Raw genomic sequence first — 20239 nt, forward strand, 5'->3', positions numbered from 1 at the left:
TTCGGTGAGTGATGCTGACTTTGGGAGGCGTGGCCTTTCTGCTCGTCTGCGTATTCGGGGTGTTTATCGCCACCGGCGGCGCAATCGGGCCGTTAATGAAATCAATGCCGCTGGAATTCGTCACGATCGGCGGTGCCGCGATCGGCACGTTCATCGCCGGCAACTCGATGCACCACATCAAACACACGTTGAGCGATTTCAAGAAGGTGATGAAGGGTGGCTCCTTCAAAAAGACCGACTATACCGAGCTGCTCTGCATGTTGTTCTATCTGGTGCGGCTCGCCTCGACCAAGGGGGCCATGGCGCTCGAAGCCCATATCGAACGGCCGGAAGAGAGCCCGGTATTTCAGCATTTCCCCCGCATCCTGAAAAACCATCACGCGACCGCCATCATGTGCGATTATCTGCGCATGGTCGGCATGAACGCCGATGATCCCCACCAGATCGAAGACGTCATGGCCCGCGAACTGCGCAAGACCCTGACCGAGGAGTTGCACGGCGCCCACACGTTGCAGACCATGGCGGATGGTCTGCCCGCGCTCGGCATCGTCGCCGCCGTGCTCGGCGTCATCAAGACCATGGCCCACATCAGCCAGCCGCCCGCCGTCCTGGGCGAAATGATCGGCGAGGCGCTGACCGGCACATTCCTCGGCGTTCTGCTGGCCTATGGCATCGTCAGCCCGCTCGCCGTGCGGATGCGCGGCGTGGTCGAGGAGGATTCGCGCTATTTCGAAGTGATCCGCGCTGTTCTGGTCGCGCATCTGCACGGCAACGCGCCGCAGGTCAGTGTCGAGATCGGGCGCAAAATGGTGCCCAACCTCCACATGCCGAGCTTCGCCGAACTCGAGGAATCGGTGCAGACCCTGAAAATCGGCGCCTGACGATGCGCCGCCTCAATTATCAGCGTCGAGGGCGCGCTGCATGATGATCACATCGAGCCAGCGGCCGAACTTGAACCCGACATCGCGCATCGTGCCGACACGTTGAAACCCGAGGCTCGCATGCACCCCGATCGAGCCGGTATTCTCGGAATCGCCGATCACCGCCAGCATCTGGCGAAACCCGCCGGCCCGCGCATCGCTCAACAGGCGCCCGACCAGCGCCTTGCCGACCCCCTGACCCCGCACGTTCTCGCGGACATAGACGCTATCCTCAGCGGTGAACCGATAGGCCGAGCGCGGGCGATACTGATCGAAATAAGCAAACCCGAGCAAGCCGGTCGCATCGGTCGCCACCAGCCACGAGCGGCCGGCCCCCACGATCTGCCGGTGGCGGGTGGTGATCTCCTCGAGGGCAGGGGGGATCTCCTCGAATGTGCCGGTGCCTTCGAGTACATGATGCGCATAAATGGCCTGGCACGCGGGCAGGTCTTCGGCGGTCGCGGGGCGGATTTCCATGCGCATTCGACTCCAGTTGGGCGAGCCCCAGTGATGCCGTCGCCGCCGCGACACCGCAAGGGCTTTGCAAACGTGCGTCCAGCCTGCCGCACGCGTACCGTTGGAATCACCAGCCCATTCAGCTATGGCAGCAGGCGGTATCTTTGTGCTATTATCGAGACCGGGTTGGAGAATTGATCTATTTCATTGAATTCGACCGTCGTTTCTGGTCTGTTGCAGTGCGGCGCAAGACGTGCGCAACTCGATCGCGTTCGCCACATATTTATCGTCACCCGGTCAGACCCCAACCGGGCCAATCCAAGGGACAGCTCGCCCCATGAATGATATCGTCGACAGCGCCGGCGCCGCCTCCCCCGATCGCAGTAGCGAGGAGACCGAAGCGGAACACGTCCGCATCCTCGCGGTCAAAGCCGCCGCACGGTTTCACGGCGTCGATCTCGATACCGAGACGCTGACGCTCGATCCCAAGGACCCCGCGCCGTCTTCGCCGCATCTGGTCGAATGGCTGCGCGAATCCGGCCTGTGGGTACGTGGCATCATGCTGAATTTTCGCCAGCTGATGAAGGTCGAAACCACCGCACCCGTCGTCCTGCTGCTGCGCGACGGCGGTGCCGCGCTGATGGTCTCCAACGATCGCGACCGGTCGATCATCTTCGTGCGCGACCCGCGCGCGCCGCTCGGCTCGGCGCCGATCGCGGTCGATGAAATCCGGCTGCGCCAGGTCTGGGATGGCGCAGTGCTGCTGATCCGCGGCGAGCGCGACGGTCAGGATGTCGAGCCACCCTTCAATTTCTCCCTCCTGTGGCGCATGGTGCTGATCGAAAAGCGCATCCTGCGCGATGTCGCGATCAGTTCGATCACGCTGACCATCCTGCAGGTCCTGCCGATCCTGATGATCATGGTCGTGCTGAACACCGTGATCATCTACAAGAGCATCAACACCCTCATTCTCGTCACGCTGATCTTCATCGTCTGCATCCTCTGGGAAGCGCTGCTCACCTGGGGCCGGCGCATGATGCTGGTCATTCTGTCCACCAGGATCGATGCCAGGCTCAACCTGATGATCTTCGATCGGCTGATGACCCTGCCGATCGATTTCTTCGAAAAAAACCAGGCCGGCGATCTGTCCTACAAAGTCGGCCAGATCTACCGGGTGCGCGATTTCATCACCGGGCGGCTGCTGTCGACCTTCATCGACATGTTCATGGTCGCGTTGATCCTGCCGATCCTGTTCTATCTCGATGCCTTCCTGGCCTGGACCATTCTGATCGCGGCCGGGATCATCGCCGTCATCATCACCGCCTTCCTGCCGGCGATCGCGCGGTTGACCGGCAAGATCATCACGGCGGAAAGCGCCAAGGGTGCGGTGCTGGTCGAGAGCATCTACGGCATCCGCACCGTCAAGGCGCTCGCGCTGGAAAAAGTGCGCGCCGACGAGTGGGACGCCCGCGTCGCCGAAACCAGCCGTCTGAACATGCAGATGGGCAAGCTTTCGAACTGGCCGGTCGTGCTGTCGCTGCCGTTCGAGCGTTATGCCCAAGGCGGCGTGCTGCTGCTGGGCGGCTATATCGCGCTGACCTCGCAGAACCCGTTGGCGCTGGGCGGGCTGGTCGGGTTCATGCTGCTCGGCGGCCGCGTCGCTGGCCCGCTGGTCTCCTTCGCCCGGCTGATCCAGGATGCGCAGGAAGCCCGCGCCGCCGTCGCGATCGTCGGTCAGGTCTTGAACCGCCCGACCGAGCGCCGGGCGCTCAACACCGGCCTGCGCCCGCAGTTCCTGGGCTCGGTCGCGTTCGAAAACGTCACGTTCAGCTACGAGGGCACCAAGACGCCGGCGCTGAACAAGGTCAGTTTCGCGATCCCGGAAGGCACCATGCTCGGCATCGTCGGCCGGTCCGGGTCGGGTAAATCGACCGTGACGCGCCTGCTCCAGGGCATCAACCGCGAATACACCGGCGCCGTCAAAATCGACAATACCGAACTGCGCGAGATCAATCTGCGGCATCTGCGCAAGAGCTTCGGCGTGGTGCTCCAGGATAATTTCCTGTTCCGCGGCTCGGTGCGCGACAATATCATCGCCGGCCGTCCCGGCCTCAGCTTCGAGGACGCGATCCGTGCGGCAAGGCTGGCCGGCGCTGAAGAATTCATCGAACGTCTGCCGCAGGGCTATGAAACCTTCATCCAGGAAGGCTCGCCCAACCTGTCCGGCGGTCAGAAGCAGCGCCTCGCGATCGCCCGCGCCCTGATCGCCGACCCGCGCCTGCTGATCCTCGATGAAGCGACCAGCGCGCTCGATCCGGAAAGCGAGGCGCTGATCAACGCCAACCTGCTGCGCATCGCCAGCAACCGAACGATGGTGATCATTTCGCACCGCCTCGCCTCGCTGGTCGAGTGCGACCAGATCCTGGTGATGGATTCGGGCCAGGTGGTCGATCTGGGCAAGCATGGCGAACTGGTCGAGCGCTGCGCGATCTATCGCCATCTGTGGTTGCAGCAGAATCGCCACATGAATCCTGAGGGCGCGCGCAACGCACCGACGCCCACACTCGCGCAGGGAGACTGATCCGATGGCAAAATCCGCCCCGCAGCGCGCATCCGGCGTCTCCGGCTCCGCCCTGGCCCTGGCAACCCCCGGGCAACTCGCCGACACGCCGATACCCTTGCTCGAATTCCAGTCACCCACCGCCGCGGTCATCGCAATCCCGGTGCCTGCGATCTCGCGCTACACTGCACTCATCGTCACCGCGATGGTGTTCGCCCTGATCATCATCGCCTCGACCGTCCGGGTCAGCAAAGTGGTCACCGCCCAGGGCAAGCTGGTCTCTTCCGCACCGACCATCATGCTCCAGCCGTTCGATACCTCGATCGTGCAGTCGATCGATGTGCACGAAGGCCAGATCGTCCACAAAGGCGAATTGCTCGCCCGGCTGAACCCGACCTTCGCGCGCGCCAACCTCACTGCGCTGCGCGCCCAGGTCGTCGCCCTCTCGGCCCAGCAGGCAAGGCTGGTCGCCGAAGCCACCGGTAAAACCTACGCGCCGGCCCACCCCAACCCCGCCCAGGCGCTGCAAGCCGCGATTTTCGCGAGCCGCAAGGCCGAGCGCACCTACACGGTGGAAAACTACGACCAGAAAATCGCCGAGCTCCACCTGATCGTGACCAAGAGCGTGCAGGAAGCCGGGTTCTTCAAAAAGCAGGTCGGTGTCGCGCAGGATGTCGAGAACATGCGCAACCAGCTGCAGAAAATGCAGGTGGGCAGCAAGCTCAACTCGCTGCTCGCGTTGAACGACCGCCTGACCGTGTCGAGTTCGCTCTCCAGCGCGATCGCCACGGCATCGGCCGGCGAGCGTGATCTGGCCGCCCAGCGCGCCGAACGCGACGCGTATGAGAAAAAATGGTCGGCCGCCGTCTCCGAAGATCTCGCCGAGACCACGAGCAAGTTGGTCACGGCGCAGCAGGATCTGTCCAAGGCGCAGTTGCAGAGCCAGCTGGTCGTGCTGCGCGCCCCGCGTGACGCCATCGTGCTCACGGTCGCGCATGTGTCGGTCGGCTCGGTGCTGCAATCGGGTGAGAAATTCATCTCGCTGGTCCCGGTCGATGCGCCGCTCACGGTCGAGGCCGATATCAGCGGCACCGAATCGGGGTATGTCCATATCGGCGATCCGGTCACGATCAATTTCGACACGTTCGATTTCCTGCGCTACGGCTCGGCCAAGGGCACGCTGAAATCGATCAGCGCCGACAGTTTCAGTCCGGAACAAACCCCCGGCGACGGCGGCTCGGCGCTGCCGAACCGGCCGCATTCGCTGTATTATCGCGCCGACATCTCGCTCGACGAGTTGATGCTGCACAACGTGCCGCCTGGTTTCCGCCTGGTGCCCGGCATGCCGCTGAACGCGAACATCAAGGTAGGACGCCGCACCATCATGTCGTATTTCATCACCAAGATCATGCCGGTCGCCTACGACAGTATGCGTGAGCCCTGATCGGCGGGTACACCGATCATGCTGAACGCGATCGATAAACTCGCTGCACTTTCACCAAGGCGTGCCTTCAAGCGGGCCGGGGAGCTGGCCGGCGAGCAGCAATGGCAGCGCGCGGCGCGGCTCTACAGCATCGCCGCCGAAGCCGGCCTGGCCGAAGCGCAGTTCGCCCTCGGCGAAGCCTACATCGCCGGGCGCGGCCTGTCACAGAACCCGCGCGAGGCCGCCCGCTGGTTTCTGCGCGCCGCGGAAGCCGGCCATGTCGAAAGCCAGTGCCGGCTCGCCGGCATGTTCATCCACGGGCTGAAGGCGCCGTCGCCCGATCAGGCGGCCTCGCTGTTCGGCGAACACACCCAACCCACCGAAACCGCGAATGCGGCCGATTTCCCCTCGGCGCTGCTCTGGGCGCGCCGCGCGACGGAGGCCGGCTCCGCCGATGGCGAGGCGCTGCTCGGCTATATCCTGTCGAACGGGCCGGACGATATCCGCGATCCGGCGGCGGCCGAACTCTATTACCGCCGCTCGGCGGCGCAACACTGGCCGCAGGGCCATCTCGGCCTCGGCATGATCCTGATGCGCCAGGCCGATACCGCCGAAAAAACCGTCGCCGCGATGCGCGAGTTCGAGGAGGCGGTGAAGGCCGATCTGCCGACCGCGCATTATCTGCTCGGCGTCATCCACGAGCAGGCGGTCGGCGTCCTACCCGACCCGGCGCGCGCTTTGACCCATTATCGCAAGGCCGCGATCCACGGCATCCGCAACGCCCAGGCCAAGCTCGGTGCCATGCTGCTGGCCGGCCACGGCTGCGCGCCGGACCCGATCGAGGGTGAATCCTGGCTGCGCCGCGCCGCCATCGCGGGCGATCCGGAAGCGGCCGCGCTGGTGGCCGATCTGTATGCCCGCGGCGGTGCCCTGCCGCCCAATTATGCCGAAGCCGCGCTCTGGTTCCGCGTCGCCGCCGAAGCCGGGCACCGCGTCGCGGCGCGCGCCCTGGGCATGCTCTACCTCACCGGCGCCGGCGTCGCGCGCGACCCTGAGGAAGCCGCCCGCTGGCTCGCCCGCGCCGCCCAGCAGGGCGACATCGTCGCCGGCGCCGATCTCGGCAATCTGATGCTCCGCGGCGATATCCGGCAATCCTCGGTCGATGGCCTGCCGATCCATGAATGGTTCGAAAAAGCCGCCGAATCAGGCGATCTGATCGGCGCGTTCAACTACGGCGTCTGTTTGGCCGAGGGCGTCGGCGTCAAGCGTGACGACGCCCGCGCCGCCATCTGGCTCCGGCGCGCCGCCGAGGGCGTGGTCAACGCCCAATACTGGTACGGTCGTCTCCTGTTCGAGGGTCGCGGCATCCCGGCCGATCCGGTCGAGGCGCACCGCTGGATCGCCCGCGCCGCGGAAACCGGCATGGTCGAGGCGCTGGCTCTGCTCGCCGAAATGAAGCTGCACGGTCACGGCTGCCCGCGCGATCACGCCGGCGCGCGCGACATGTTCCTCCGCGTCGCCGCCAACGGCCATGCCGGTGCGATGTTCGCGCTCGGTGCGCTCTACGGCGGCGGCCACGATATCCCGACCGACCGGATCGAGGCGCAGGCCTGGTTCGCCAAGGCGGCGGCGCTGAACCACCCGGTCGCGCAACTCATGCTCGGGCGCTACCTGCGCAAGGGGTTGGCCGGCCCGCCGGACCCGGTGCAGGCGGCGCGCTGGCTCAACCGCGCCCTCGCGCAGGGTATCGACGAGGCACGGATCGACCTCGCCGAGCTCGCCTTGCCGGACGCGCCACAGCCGCGCCAAGCCGCCGGGGATTGACCACGGCCGACCCCGATGCCGTCCGGCAGCGTCGCCACGCCGAGGCTGCGGATGCCTGGGCGCGCGGCCGCGACGCGCTCGATGCCGGCGATCTGGCAACCGCCTTGTTCTGGCTCGAACGCGTCGGCCGCATCGCGCCGCAGGACCCGCGCCCCGCCTTCGAACGCGCGCTGATCCTTGCCGCCACACAAGACCCCGCGGCCGAGCCCGCGCTCCACGCCATCGCCACCGCGCATGATCTGGCCGGCGCCTGGCTCGCCCTGGCGCGGGTGCGCTGGCGGGCGCGCGATCAGCCGGGTGCCGCGACCGCGCTGGCCACGCTGTTCCAGCGCCATGAACTACCTGACGATCCCGATCTCGCCGCCTTCGCCGCTGCCGTGGCCGAGGCCGCCGGTGCGCCCGGCTGGTGCGCGATCGCCGACGGCGCGCTGGCACTCCACGCCGCCACCCCGACCATCCGGGCCGATGGCGTGGAGTGCGCTGCCTTGCCGCGCAAGCTCGCCGGTATCGCAACCTTGCAGATCGAGGCCGCCGGGATTCCCCTGCTCGGCAGCCCGCTCGACCTCGCCACGCTGCGCCGCACCGGCGGCATCGCCCATGCCGAGCGCGGCGGCATCACCGGCTGGGTCACCCACCCGGCCGCGCCCGACCGTGCCCCGAAACTGGAATTGATCGACCGGCACGGCACGTCGCGCGCCATCCATCCGCGCCGCCGCCTGCCGCCGGATGCACCGGCGTGGTTCCTGCCGCGCCACGCGTTCCGCATCGGCGCCAAGGCGTTGCAGGGCCTGCAACCGCCGTTCCGGATCGTCAAGCCCGATGGCACGCTGCTGCACGGCACCCCGCTCGATCCGGCGATGCTGACCGATCTGGCGCCGTTCCGCGCGCGTAGCCGCCCCCGCACGAAGCCCGCCACCGCCGGTCTCTGCGCGGTGATGCCGGTCTATCGCAACGCCGCCGCCACGCTCGCCGCACTACGATCGCTCTACGCGGCGCTCGGCCCGAAGCGTGTCGGCACCGTGCCGATCGTGGTGGTCGACGATGCCAGCCCCGAGCCCGATCTGGTCCGCATGATCGATGCCGAACACCAGGCCGGCCGCATCCATCTGCGCCGCCATCGCCACAATCGCGGATTCCCCGGTGCGGCCAACGCCGGCATCAGCGCCGCGCGCCGCCTGCTGCCGGGCTGCGACATCCTGCTGCTGAACGCGGATATCCTGATCCCGCCCGGCGCACCGGAGCGCTTGCAGGCAGCACTTTACGCCAGCGATGCCACCGCGAGCGCCACGCCGCTATCGAACGAAGCGACCATCCTGAGCTATCCCGCGCCGCAGGGCGGCAATCCACCGCCCGACCTCGCGGCAACCACCAGGCTCGACCGGTTGGCCCGCCGCGCCAATCCGGCCGGCATCGTCGAGATCCCGACCGCGATCGGCTTCTGCATGGCGATCCGCCACGATGCACTGGATGCCACCGGCCGGTTCGATCAGCGCCTGTTCGCGCAAGGCTATGGCGAGGAGAACGACTGGTGCCGCCGCGCGGCGGCACTTGGGTTCCGCCATGTCGGCGTCCCAGGCGTCTACGTCGCGCATCATGCGAACACGTCGTTCGGCGCCGCGGCATCCTCGCTCTGCGCGCGCAATCTCCCGATCCTTGAACGCCGCCACCCCGGCTATCACGCGCTGATCGCCGCCCATCACGCCGATGATCCGCTGCAACCCGCGCGCTTTCGGCTCGATCGCGCGCGGTTTCAATCAGCCACCAGCAGCACCGGCGCGGTCGTACTGGTCTCGCACGACCACGGCGGCGGCATCGCCCGGGTCATCGCGGCGCGGATGGCATCGCTGCGCGCCGCCGGCCTGCGCCCGATCCTGATCCAGCCCGATTTCAGCGATCCGGCCAGCCGCGCCAGCTTCATCGGCACCGCAAGGCTGACCGACGATGCGCCGCAGGACTACCCGAACCTATGCTACGCGATGCCCGACCGGTTCGCCGCCCTGGTCGCGCTGTTGCGCCGCGAAACCGTGCGCCATGTCGAGTTCCACCACACGCTCGGCCACCACCCGATCATCCGCGATCTGGCCACGGCGCTCGATGTGCCGGCCGAGCACATCATCCACGACTACGCCAGTTTCTGTAAGCGGGTGAACCTGATCGGCCCGGCCCGGCGCTACTGCGGCGAGCCGGATGCGGCGGGGTGCGATGCCTGCATCGCCGCCGCCGGCAGCGAACTGACCGACCCGATCAGCCCCGCCGCCCTGATCACCCGCTCGCGCGCCGAGTTCCGCGCCGCGCGCCGGATCAGCGTGCCCTCGGCCGATGTCCAGGCGCGGCTGCAACGGCATTTCCCCGGCATCAAACCCACGATCACGCCCTGGGAAGACGATGCCGCGCCGTTCGCCCTGCGCGCCCCGCCGCCAGCCGGCGCGCGGCTGATTGCGGTGGTCGGCGGCATCGGCCCGGCCAAAGGGTTTGATGTGCTGCTCGATTGCGCGCGCGATGCCGCTTCGAACAACCTGCCGCTGCGCTTCGTGCTGATCGGCACCAGCGAGGATGATGCCGCGCTGATCGCAACCGGGCGCGTCCTGATCACCGGCGCCTATCAGGAAGGCGAGGCGGCCGGGCTGATCGCGCGGTCCGGCGCGCAGCTCGGTTTCCTGCCCTCGATCTGGCCCGAGACCTGGTGCTTCGCGCTGAGCGAGGCGTGGCGCGGCGGCTTATACGTCGTCGGGTTCGACCTCGGTGCCCCGGCGGCGCGCATCAAAGCCACAGGGCGCGGATTTCTGCTGCCGCTCGGCCTGCCGACCGCACGGATCAACCAGACCCTGCTTGCGTGGCGGCCAAATTTAGGCAATCTCAATAATCGTATACAACCTCTGATGAGTTCCGCCCCCGCTCCCACCGACGCCAACCCGCCACCCTAACGGAGACGCCTTGATGTCCAAAGCCGCCGCCAAGTCTGCACCCCAGGCTGGAACTGCCCCTGCGCCCGCACCGGAATTGCAGGCCGGCTCGATCCAGGAGCTGAAAGTCTCGGGTCACTTAATGACGCTGGACACCGGCTTGTTCTGCATCATCAACGAGGCGAATGCCGGCGCGGCGCTCGATCAGGGCCTGCCGGGCGTGCGGATTTCGCCGCCGCCGCTGGGCGTCAACGGTGTCGAGATCACCGGTTTCCGCGCGGATGGCTGGCTGACCGGCCAGGGCGATGCGGCGCTGGTGCGCGTCGCCAAGGGGCCGGCGCAGGTGCTCGTCACGGTCTATCAGGTCGCCGGCCGCGCCGATGCCGCGCCGCGTTTGCAGGTGATGCGCCTCGCCCAGGGCATGGCCGCCCCGGCCGCGCCCGCCGTGACCGAACCGGTCGCGATGGACGTGCTCGCCCATATCCAGACGCGCGGCGACGTCGGCTCGAAATTCGGCGACTGGCTGGGTGAAGCGGGCTCGGGCAACTGGATCGAAGGCATCGCGATCGCGGCACCCGCGGGCATCGCGCCGGAGGATTTGTCGTATCAGGCGGTCCTCGGTCGCGGCTGGCTGTCCCCCTGGGTCGCCGCCGGCGATTATTGCGGCAGCCGCGGCATGGCGCTGCCGCTGCTCGGGCTGCGGGTGCGGTTGGAGGGCAAGGCCGCCGAGGCGTTCGAATTGTCCTGCGAGGCGAGCTTCGTCGATGGGTCGAAGGCCGGGCCGGTCGCCAGCGATGAAACCTGCGAGGCGGACAGTCTGGCAGCGCTCGAAGCCGTTCGCCTGACCCTTGTGCCCCGCGCCAAAATCAAGGCGGTCGCGCGCGGCCGACGCTGAGCGGCGCGCCGTGAAATTCCTGTTCGTTCACCAGAACTTCCCCGGCCAGTACCTGCACATCGTCCGCGATCTGCTGGCCGAGGGTGGTCATGAAATCGTGTTCATGACCGAACCGAACCGCAACCACATGGCCGGGGTCCGCAAGGTCACCTACGCCCGCCCGCCTGCAACCCACGCGGCGGTGCACCCGAGTGCTCGCGAATTCGACGTCGCGATGCGCCGCGCCGAGGCTGGCTACGCCGGTGCCAAGCAGATCAAGGCGCTGGGATTCGTGCCAGACATCATCATCGGCCATCATGGCTGGGGCGAATTGCTCAATCTGGTCGATGTCTTTCCGGGCGTGCCGATCCTCGGCTATTTCGAATTCTATTACCGGCTCGATGGCACGGATGTGAATTTCGACCCGGAATTCATCATGCCGGAAGCCCAGTTCGGCGCGGTGCGGGCGAAAAACGGCGTCAACCATCTGGCCATCGCGCTCGAACAATACGGCCAGACCCCCACCGCCTGGCAATGGCAGACCTACCCCGCCTGGGCGCGCGACCGCATCACGGTGCTGCGCGAGGGCGTCGATCTCGACATCTGCAAGCCCGATCCTGCGCTGCGCAAACAGAAACTCTCGATCGGCCCGCTGACCGTCGGGCCGAAACAGCGGCTGATCACCTACGTCGCCCGCAACCTCGAACCCTATCGCGGCTTTCACACCATGATGCGCGCGCTGCCCGCGATCCTGCAGGCGCGCAAGGACGTCGTGGTCTCGGTGGTCGGCGGCGATGAGGTCAGCTACGGCGCTGCGCCCGTCAGCGGCACCTGGCGATCGGAACTGCTGGCCGAGGTCGGCGACCGGCTCGATCTGTCGCGCGTGCATTTCATGGGCCGCGTGACGTATGAAGATCACGTGAAACTTTTGCAGCGCTCGGACAGCCACATCTACTTCTCCTACCCGTTCGTCGCCTCGTGGAGCCTGCGCGAGGCGCTGGCGGTCGGCGCGCCGGTCATCGGGTCGGATACCGCAACCGTCACCGAATTCGTGCACGACGGCGCAACCGGTCTCGTGACCCCCTCGCTCGATCACGCGGCCCTCGCCGATACCACGCTGCGCATGCTCGAAGATCGCGCCCTGGCCGCAAAACTCTCGGCCGGCGCACGCGACTACGCGACGGAAAACCTCGATATGAAGCGCTACCTGCGCGCATTCCGCGCCGAAATCGAACGCATCGTCGGCAAAAAAATGGTGGCCGAAATCCACCCGCCACGCCGCACCGCCAAGGACGCAGCCAAAACCAAGACCGCCAAGGCCCCGAAACCCAAAGCAGTGCAGCCGCCGCCACCGCCGGCCCGTAAACGCCGGGTCGTCGCGGCGTGATGCCGACCGGCCAGGGAGAGACCACGACGCCCGCCGGGGTCACCATCGTCGATCATCCGCTCGTCGAACATAAACTCACCCTGCTGCGCAGCCTCGCCACCCCCACCGGCGATTTCCGCCGCCTCGCGCGCGAAATCAGCCTGCTGATGGGCTACGAAGTGCTGCGCGACCTGCCGCTCCAACCGGTCGATATCCAGACCCCGATGGAGCCGATGATCGCGCGCCAGGTCTTGGGCAAGAAACTCTGCTTCATCTCGATCCTGCGCGCCGGCGACGGTATTCTGGGCGGCATGATCGACCTGGTGCCCTCGGCCCGCATCGGCCACATCGGCCTCTACCGCGACCCGGTCAGCCACGAGCCGATCGAATACTACTTCAAAGTCCCCGAAGACATGGCCGAACGTCTCACCATCGTGGTCGACCCGATGCTCGCAACCGGCCACTCCGCCGCCGCCGCCATCACCCGCCTGAAACGCGCCGGCGCTGCCGCCATCAAATTCGTCTGCCTGATCGCCGCCCCCGAGGGCGTCGCCGTGCTGCGCACCGCCCACCCCGACGTGCCGATCTTCACCGCCGCACTCGATCGCGAACTCGACGAACACGCCTACATCCGCCCCGGCCTCGGCGACGCCGGGGATCGGCTGTTTGGTACGAAATGAGGTTGGGGGCAAGAAGGCCAGGGGGCTCTGCCCCCTGGACCCCCGTTAAAGGCGGAGCCTTTAAAATCCACTAGTTTTAGGCGAGAGGAGGGCTGTGCAGGCCAGATCGGTTGAAACTCCGAGACAGCGCCCCTGGCCTTGCTGTCCTCAGCCTCACCTCACACCAACCAGGAGACCCCGCCGTGACCGGACCATACAACCAGCCGACCAGTGCGAACGAGATGCCGCGTTTTGCGGGGATTGCGACGATGATGCGTCTGCCGCAGGCGGCGAGTGCGGCCGGGCTGGATGCGGCGTTCATTGGTGTGCCGATGGATATCGGCACGTCCAACCGCTCGGGTACGCGGTTCGGGCCACGCGCGATCCGTTCGGAATCAGTCATGTTGCGGCCGTACAACATGGCGACGGGTGCGGCCCCGTTCGAGCGGATGCAGGTGGCTGATCTGGGTGATATCGCGACCAATCCGTACAATCTCGAAAAATCGATCGGGCTGATCGAGGCGGGGATTGCCGCGGTGATCGCGCATGAGTGCATCCCGTTGATTTTGGGGGGCGACCATACGTTGACCTATCCGGTGTTGCGCGCCATGGCGGCGAAGCATGGGCCGGTCGGGTTCATCCACATCGATGCGCATGCGGATGTGAACGACACGATGTTCGGCGAGCGGATTGCGCATGGCACGCCGTTTCGTCGCGCGGTCGAGGATGGCGCGATCGATCCGCATCGCGCGATCCAGATCGGGTTGCGCGGCACCGGCTATTACCCGACCGATTTCGACTGGCAGCGCGAACAGGGGTTTCGGGTCGTCCCGGTCGAGGAGTGCTGGCACCGCTCCCTGACGCCGTTGATGGCGGAGGTGCGCGCCATGATGGGCAGCGGGCCGGTTTATCTGACCTATGATATCGACAGCCTCGATCCATCGGTGGCGCCGGGCACCGGCACGCCGGAAATCGGCGGTCTGAGCACGATTCAGGCGCTGGAGATCATTCGCGGCTGCGCCGGGCTCAATTTGGTCGGCGCCGATCTGGTCGAGGTGGCGCCGGCCTATGACACGACCGGCACGACCGCGCTGATTGGTGCTAATCTCCTGTATGAAATGCTGTGCGTGCTGCCGGATCGCCGGCCTGAAGCGCGATAATCCGCGCTGACCGGGCGGCATGGACGGGATTGCTTGACCCTGAAGCGGCTTCACGGTTGATAATGCGGTGATGGCGCCGATGCGCCGGGTGCAGCAGCTTCACAGGAGACGCCCATGAACACGCCGCACGAGAGCGAGCACGACCATGCCGGCCACGATCATGCCGGGCATGATCACGCGGGTCACGATCACGCCGACCACGATCATGGGCCGGGCGGTCACCATCATCATGCGCCGCCTGCGGGGTTCGACGGCGCATTTGCCTTCGGCGCTTTGCTCAACGCGGGCTTCGTCGCGGCCGAGGTGGTGTTCGGCATTGCCGCCCATTCGGTGGTTCTGCTGGCGGATGCCGCGCATAATCTGGGCGATGTGCTCGGCCTGTTGCTCGCCTGGGGTGCGGCGGCGCTGGGGCGGCGCCGGCCGAGCCGCCTGCGCACTTACGGCTTCGGGCGCAGTTCCATCCTCGCCTCGCTGACCAATGCGGTCGTGCTGCTGGTCGGCGTCGGTGCCATCGCGGTCGAGGCGATCCAGCGTCTCGTCATCGGCGTGCCGCACGGTGCGGTCGGCAGTGACACCATCATTATCGTCGCGGCCGCCGGCATCGCCATCAACGGCGTCACGGCGTGGCTGTTCGCCCGTGGCCGCAAGGGCGATCTGAACGTGCGCGCGGCCTTCACCCATATGGCGGCGGATGCGGTCGTTTCGCTCGGCGTCGTCATATCGGGCGTGATCATCCTGTTCACCGGGTGGACCTGGGTCGATCCCGCCGCAAGCCTGGTGGTGGCGGGCCTCATCCTGGTCTCCACCTGGTCGGTCCTGCGCGACAGCCTCGACCTCGCGCTCGACAAGGTGCCCGGCAGCGTCGATGCCGAGGCGGTGCGCCGCTACCTCGCCGCCTTGCCCGGCGTAAGCGAGGTGCATGATCTGCATATCTGGGGGCTGAGCACCACCGACATCGCATTGACGGTGCATCTGGTCCGCCCCGGTGCCGCGATGGACGATGCCTTGCTGCACCGCACCTGCGACACGCTGCGGGATCGGTTCGGCATCGGCCACGCCACGGTGCAGATCGAGGATGGCGCGTCCGGCCAGATCTGTGCCCTGTCCCCCGAGCATGTGATATAATCGTGCCATGAACACCGAAGCGCTGTTTCTGATCGTGGGTGTCGTCGGCGTCGGCGTGCTGCATACCATCGTGCCGGATCACTGGGTGCCGATCACGCTGATCGCGCGCCAGCGCGGCTGGTCGCGCGGCGAGACGGCGCGTGTCGCGTTCCGGGCCGGGGTCGGCCATGTGCTGTCAACCCTCGCGATCGGCGTTGCGGTCTGGATTGCCGGTGCCGCGTTCGCGGTGAAATTCGGCGGCTTCGTCGATGCCGCGGCGAGTCTTGCGCTGATCGCGTTCGGTGGCTGGATCGCTTTTTCATCGCTCCGCGAGATGCGCGGCGGCGCGGACCATGGCCATCATCATGGTCACAGCCATAGCCACGGTCACAGCCACGCGCTGACCACCGATGCGATCCACGGGCCCGAGCAGCAGATCATCGATACCGGCCACGGCACCATTCTGCTCTCGATCTTCGAGACCGGCGCGCCGCCCCGCTTCCGGCTCACCGGACCGGATGCCGATGCCGTGCATATCGAGACGCACCGCGACGATGCCGCGCAGCAAACCTTCGCGATGGTCAACCGCGGCGCGTATTGGGAATCGCTCGATGATATTCCCGAACCGCATGGCTTCGCGGTCACCATCACCATGGCGCACGGCAGCCACGCGCATCGTTACGATACCGCATTCGCCGAGCATGACCATGGCGATCATGCGCACCACCATCATGCGCCGCCGAGCGATGCGCTCTATCAGCCGGCGGGCGGCGATGTCGCGGTGATGCTGCGGCACGTCCATGTCCACCGGCACGGGTCCGGCCCGGCGCACAGCCATCTGCACGACCATGACGGCACCACGATGCATGATGTCGTGATCGACGGCGGTGACGCGCCGTTGCACGAACACGCGCATAAAACCTCATCGCGCACCGCGTTGATGCTGATCCTGGGCTCCTCGCCGATGGTCGAAGGCATTCCGGCGTTTTTCGCTGCCGGCAAATTCGGCTTCGGCGTGATTGCGATCATGGCGATCGTGTTCGCGATCAGCACGATCGCAACCTATGTCGCGCTGTGCATCGCCTCGACCGCGGGTTTGCAGCGGATCAGCCTCGGCCCGCTCGAGCGCTACGGCGAGGTGCTGAGCGGCGCGTTCATCGTGCTGGTCGGCGTGGTGTTCTGGGTGTGGCCGGTCATCTGACCGCCGCACATCCGGTGCCTCATAGCGGCTGCGTGATCATCCGGAACAGCGCGGCGGCAGCGTAGGCCAGCGCGAACCCGGCACCGGGGCCGATGATCCAGCCGCGCCCGATGCCGCGCAGGACCTTCGCATCGATCGTCTGGCGCCCGCGCGCGAGGCCGGCGCCGGCCATCGCACCGATCAGCGCTTGATTCATCGAGGTGAAATCCCCGAACGCCACCGCGCCGAGCACCACCAGCGCCTGCACGCTCTGCGCCGCGGTCGCCATCGTGGCGTCCAGTTTCACCACATCGAACGCGACGCGCTCCAGCAGCGGGCGGCCCCACGTCAATACGCCCGCCGCGAGACCGATGCCGCCGATGATACCGGCTGTGAGCACGCCGGCGACATGCGCCGACAGAAATACCGCCGTTGCGTTCGACACATCATTGGCCCCCATCGTCAGTGAGGCGATGGCCCCCGCGCCGACCAGCGCTTGCCCTATGATCGGCGCGCGCCGATGCGCGGCAAGGGCCGGAATCCGGTCGAACAGGCGGGTGAACAGAAACCCGCAGCCGCAGGCGATGAACGGTGCCAGCACCCACAGCAGCGCGAGGTGCACAATCGCGGCCCAATGCACCCCCAGCCGCAGCGCGATGCCGGCACCGACCAGCGCGAACACCAGGATCTGGATGGTCGAGGTCGGAATCCGGCGCCGGGTGAATACCGTCGTCAGCGCGAAGGCGGTGCCGATCACGATGATCGCCGGAACCGTGCCCAGCCCGCCCTTGAGAATACCGTGCCCGACATGGACCAGAACCCCATGGCTGAACCCCGCCGCGCCGATCAGCGTCGCAAACGCCATCAACCGCAGGGCGGACGTCCGGTCGATCGATCCGGTGGCATAGGGCATGCCCATGCACGCGCCGGTATAATGAGCACCCATGCTCCAGGCGAAGGCGAGTGAAGTCAGTACCAGCAGGCCTGTCATGATCATCGGTTTATCCGGCCGGCGCTCCGGCCACCCTTCCTGACCGACCAGCGAGACCGCACCGGCCGATATCATCGTCGCATCGGCGGCCGCGTCGGCCTGCAGCGGCGCCCTCCATAATGGAGCGCCATCGCCACAGCAATCGTGCCATCTCTCAGCACGATGCGCCACCGCGGGCGACAAAACCTGGCCGCCCAAATCGCGCGCGCCATCAGAACGGCACGATATCGTCGAGAATCTGCTGGCCGACCCTTGGCGACTGCTGGCCGCTGATCAAGCCGCGGCCGCCATAGGATATGCGTGCTTCGGCCAGTTGATTCGCCTGGACGATATTGTTGCTCGCAATGTCCTGTGGGCGGCAGATGCCCGAGACGGTCAGGACCCTGAGTTCATTGTTCACTCGCATTTCCTGGCGGGCGACGACGACGAAATTGCCGTTCGGCAGCACCTGTGTGATCTCGCCGGCCAAAGACAGGGTGACACTCTCATTCCGCTGGATCTGTCCGGTTCCGGTCGAATTGCCGGCCCCCGATACCGAAACGAGGCTGGATGGATTGACGCCCTTGCCCAGCACCCGCGGGATCAAACTCTCCAACCCGAACAGGTTCGGCACACCCATCGATTCAGAGCCGGTACGGCCCAGCGTCGTCTGGTCTTTCAGCGTCGCGGCATCGTTGATGTTGACGGTGATCGTGATGATGTCGCCGACCCGCGATGCCCGTTGATCCTTGAAAAATGCTCGCGCCCCGCGCCGCCACAGACTGTCGGGTGCGCTCGGCACATCGCGGAGCGGTGGCATCGGCATGCTCACTGGCCGCCAGGTTGCGGCTTGCGTCGGATTGGTGATCGGCGTCATCGGCGGCGCATGGCCGACATAGGACAGGTTCGAGAACGCACCACAACCACCCAGCGACAAAACCGAAATCACCGCCCCGATCGCGCGCGCGTAACGGCCGCCATGATGGTAGGTCGCATCGCGCCTCACGGCTGACGCCCGGCAAGGTCATAATACGGATTGGCATTGTCGCCTCGGGTCGGCATGCTGCCCGGCAGCACATGCGCATGGTCGGGTCCATCGACCACGGCCTGCACGATTTCGTGGGACGACGGGTTGATCACCGGGATCACATGACCCGATCCGCCGGCCGCCAGAGCGACGCCCTGCGCGGTGACTTCAAGCCCCGGCATATCCACCGCCAGGCTCACCGTGGCGCCGCGCGCGACCAGGATGGGGTCGGCGATCATGCGGCGCGACAACGGCATTCCTTTGAGGATCGATTGACTGACCTGCATGCCGATGACGCGCGAAAGCGTCCTGATCGCGTCGTGCCGGTCATCATCCTGCGCTACCCAGGTCAGCCGCACATCGCTGTCGTTCAGTATGTCGCCGCGGGTCAAATCATGCGTTGCGATCACCCGTTGCGTTTCGGGTTTTGCAACACCGCCGATCGTTGTGGTTACTGTATCCATCCGCGGCGCCGCGATGTGGGCAATGGCCCGGAAAGCTCCGGTATTACGATCGAAAACCATTTGATCGATCGAAATATCCGGCCGGGAATTCGGCGGCACCATCGGCAGTTGTTCGCCTTCGAGGTTGATCGCTAAATGACCCGCAGCCCCCGCCTGCCGCAAGGCCCGGCTTACCGCCGCGACGATCCGATCATGCCCGATTGGTGAGCCGGGGCGCTCGATCGAGACGGATTGATCGGAGTCGCCGGGAAACCAGGCAACGCCATACCGCAGCGCGATCGCCGCCAGTTGCCGGCTGCCGACCACGATCCGCGCACCAGGGAGCGGTGCCGGCCCCAGCACCGCATCGGCGTTGATCCCGGCGTGATGGAACAGATCTTTCAGCTCGACGACGGGCCGGTCGATCAACACCAACGTGCGAGGCGACGGCGCGGATGGTGCGGCGGATATCGATGATGGCTGCTCAGCGGATTGCGCCAAGGCAGCGGGTGCGCCAGCAACCATCGCGATAAACAGCAGGAAAGATGCGCGTCGGATCGACCGGGATGTCATGTCATCACAGCTGCGTCAGTGTGTTCAACATCTGGTTCGACGTCGTGATCACTTTGCTGTTCATCTCGTAGGCGCGCTGTGCCGTGATCAGATCGGTGATTTCACTGACGACATTGACGTTGGAGTTTTCCACGAAGCCCTGCTGGACCGAGCCGAAGCCGGGCGAGCTCGGAACCGCTGTGACCGGCGAGCCGGATGCCGCGGTCTGGATGAGCAGATTGCCGCCCTGCGCTTCGAGCCCCGCATCGTTCGGAAAGGCCGCGAGCTGGAGCTGGCCCACGGTTTGCGGCGCCGTCTGGCCCGACAGGCTGACCTGCACCTGTCCTGACGCGTTGATCGTGACGTTGGTGGCGTTGGACGGAATCTGGATGCCCGGCTGCACGATATAACCATCGGCCGTCACGATTTCCCCGCTCGGCGACAGGCCGAACGTGCCATCACGCGTATAGGCCGTCTGTCCGGATGGCAGCGTGACCTGAAACCACCCGTTCCCCGAAATCGCAAGATCGAGCGAATTGTTGGTCTGCTGCAGATTGCCCTGCTGATCGATGCGATAGATCGCCGCCGTCTTGACCCCCAGCCCGATCTGGGTGCCGGAAGGCACGATCGTGCCGGCATCCGAACTGTTCGAACCGGCACGCCGCAGATCCTGATACAGCAGGTCCTGAAACTCGACCCGCTGGCGTTGATATCCGGTCGTGGTCATGTTGGCGATGTTGTTGGCGATGACTTCAACATTGGTCTGCTGGGCCTGCATGCCGGTTGCCGCGATATCGAGAGCGCGCATTCATGATCTC

General features: G+C 66.3%; 16 protein-coding genes. 11 read left to right on the forward strand and 5 right to left on the reverse strand.

The genetic code is table 11. The features are described from left to right. Positions 1-11: 11 nt before the first annotated feature. Positions 12-881: a flagellar motor stator protein MotA gene (motA, locus tag BW994_RS05730; protein WP_029311201.1), complete on the forward strand. Its 870-nt coding sequence runs from the start codon at positions 12-14 to the stop codon at positions 879-881. Between the two features lie 12 nt (positions 882-893). On the opposite strand, the gene BW994_RS05735 is transcribed toward motA, so the two are convergent. Beyond that, positions 894-1397, reverse strand: a complete 504-nt coding sequence (locus tag BW994_RS05735) for a GNAT family N-acetyltransferase (RefSeq protein WP_029311202.1) — start codon at positions 1395-1397, stop codon at positions 894-896. 316 nt (positions 1398-1713) lie between these two features. Between BW994_RS05735 and BW994_RS05740 the strand changes: the two genes are divergently transcribed. From BW994_RS05740 to BW994_RS05785, 10 genes are all read left to right on the forward strand, one after another. Then, on the forward strand, positions 1714-3957 hold the full coding sequence (locus BW994_RS05740) for a peptidase domain-containing ABC transporter (RefSeq protein WP_029311203.1): 2244 nt from the start codon (positions 1714-1716) through the stop codon (positions 3955-3957). A gap of 4 nt (positions 3958-3961) precedes the next feature. Beyond that, positions 3962-5380 (forward strand): HlyD family type I secretion periplasmic adaptor subunit, encoded by a 1419-nt coding sequence (locus BW994_RS05745; RefSeq protein WP_029311204.1) that lies wholly within the window; start codon positions 3962-3964, stop codon positions 5378-5380. 18 nt (positions 5381-5398) lie between these two features. After that, positions 5399-7183 (forward strand): tetratricopeptide repeat protein, encoded by a 1785-nt coding sequence (locus tag BW994_RS05750; protein WP_029311205.1) that lies wholly within the window; start codon positions 5399-5401, stop codon positions 7181-7183. Next, positions 7180-10107, forward strand: a complete 2928-nt coding sequence (locus BW994_RS05755; RefSeq protein WP_051657229.1) for a glycosyltransferase — start codon at positions 7180-7182, stop codon at positions 10105-10107. The genes BW994_RS05750 and BW994_RS05755 overlap by 4 nt, the downstream gene beginning before the upstream one ends. Positions 10108-10120: 13 nt before the next feature. Next, complete coding sequence (locus BW994_RS05760; RefSeq protein WP_081849027.1) at positions 10121-10981, forward strand: hypothetical protein; 861 nt, start codon at positions 10121-10123, stop codon at positions 10979-10981. A 10-nt stretch (positions 10982-10991) separates the two neighbouring features. After that, positions 10992-12347, forward strand: coding sequence for a glycosyltransferase (locus tag BW994_RS05765; protein WP_083703297.1), 1356 nt, complete (start codon positions 10992-10994; stop codon positions 12345-12347). After that, positions 12347-13006 (forward strand): uracil phosphoribosyltransferase, encoded by a 660-nt coding sequence (gene upp, locus BW994_RS05770; protein ID WP_051657231.1) that lies wholly within the window; start codon positions 12347-12349, stop codon positions 13004-13006. The genes BW994_RS05765 and upp overlap by 1 nt, the downstream gene beginning before the upstream one ends. Positions 13007-13188: 182 nt before the next feature. Then, positions 13189-14145, forward strand: coding sequence for an agmatinase (gene speB, locus BW994_RS05775; RefSeq protein ID WP_029311210.1), 957 nt, complete (start codon positions 13189-13191; stop codon positions 14143-14145). Between the two features lie 114 nt (positions 14146-14259). Then, positions 14260-15270 carry a cation diffusion facilitator family transporter gene (locus BW994_RS05780; RefSeq protein WP_029311211.1) on the forward strand — a complete coding sequence of 337 codons (1011 nt, stop codon included), beginning with the start codon at positions 14260-14262 and terminating at the stop codon, positions 15268-15270. 7 nt (positions 15271-15277) lie between these two features. Next, entirely contained in the window at positions 15278-16450 is a 1173-nt protein-coding gene (locus tag BW994_RS05785; protein WP_029311212.1) for a hypothetical protein, read from the forward strand. A 19-nt stretch (positions 16451-16469) separates the two neighbouring features. Here the strand turns inward: BW994_RS05785 and BW994_RS05790 are convergent, their stop codons facing one another. The 4 genes from BW994_RS05790 to flgG form a co-directional block, all read right to left on the reverse strand. Further along, complete coding sequence (locus BW994_RS05790; RefSeq protein ID WP_245594074.1) at positions 16470-17495, reverse strand: inorganic phosphate transporter; 1026 nt, start codon at positions 17493-17495, stop codon at positions 16470-16472. A gap of 136 nt (positions 17496-17631) precedes the next feature. After that, positions 17632-18357 carry a flagellar basal body L-ring protein FlgH gene (gene flgH, locus BW994_RS05795; RefSeq protein WP_029311214.1) on the reverse strand — a complete coding sequence of 242 codons (726 nt, stop codon included), beginning with the start codon at positions 18355-18357 and terminating at the stop codon, positions 17632-17634. A gap of 44 nt (positions 18358-18401) precedes the next feature. After that, positions 18402-19298 carry a flagellar basal body P-ring formation chaperone FlgA gene (flgA, locus tag BW994_RS05800; RefSeq protein ID WP_217696441.1) on the reverse strand — a complete coding sequence of 299 codons (897 nt, stop codon included), beginning with the start codon at positions 19296-19298 and terminating at the stop codon, positions 18402-18404. Between the two features lie 148 nt (positions 19299-19446). After that, complete coding sequence (gene flgG, locus BW994_RS05805; RefSeq protein ID WP_029311216.1) at positions 19447-20229, reverse strand: flagellar basal-body rod protein FlgG; 783 nt, start codon at positions 20227-20229, stop codon at positions 19447-19449. Positions 20230-20239 lie beyond the last annotated feature (10 nt).

Source organism: Acidiphilium rubrum (genome assembly GCF_900156265.1).
Lineage (GTDB): Bacteria > Pseudomonadota > Alphaproteobacteria > Acetobacterales > Acetobacteraceae > Acidiphilium > Acidiphilium rubrum.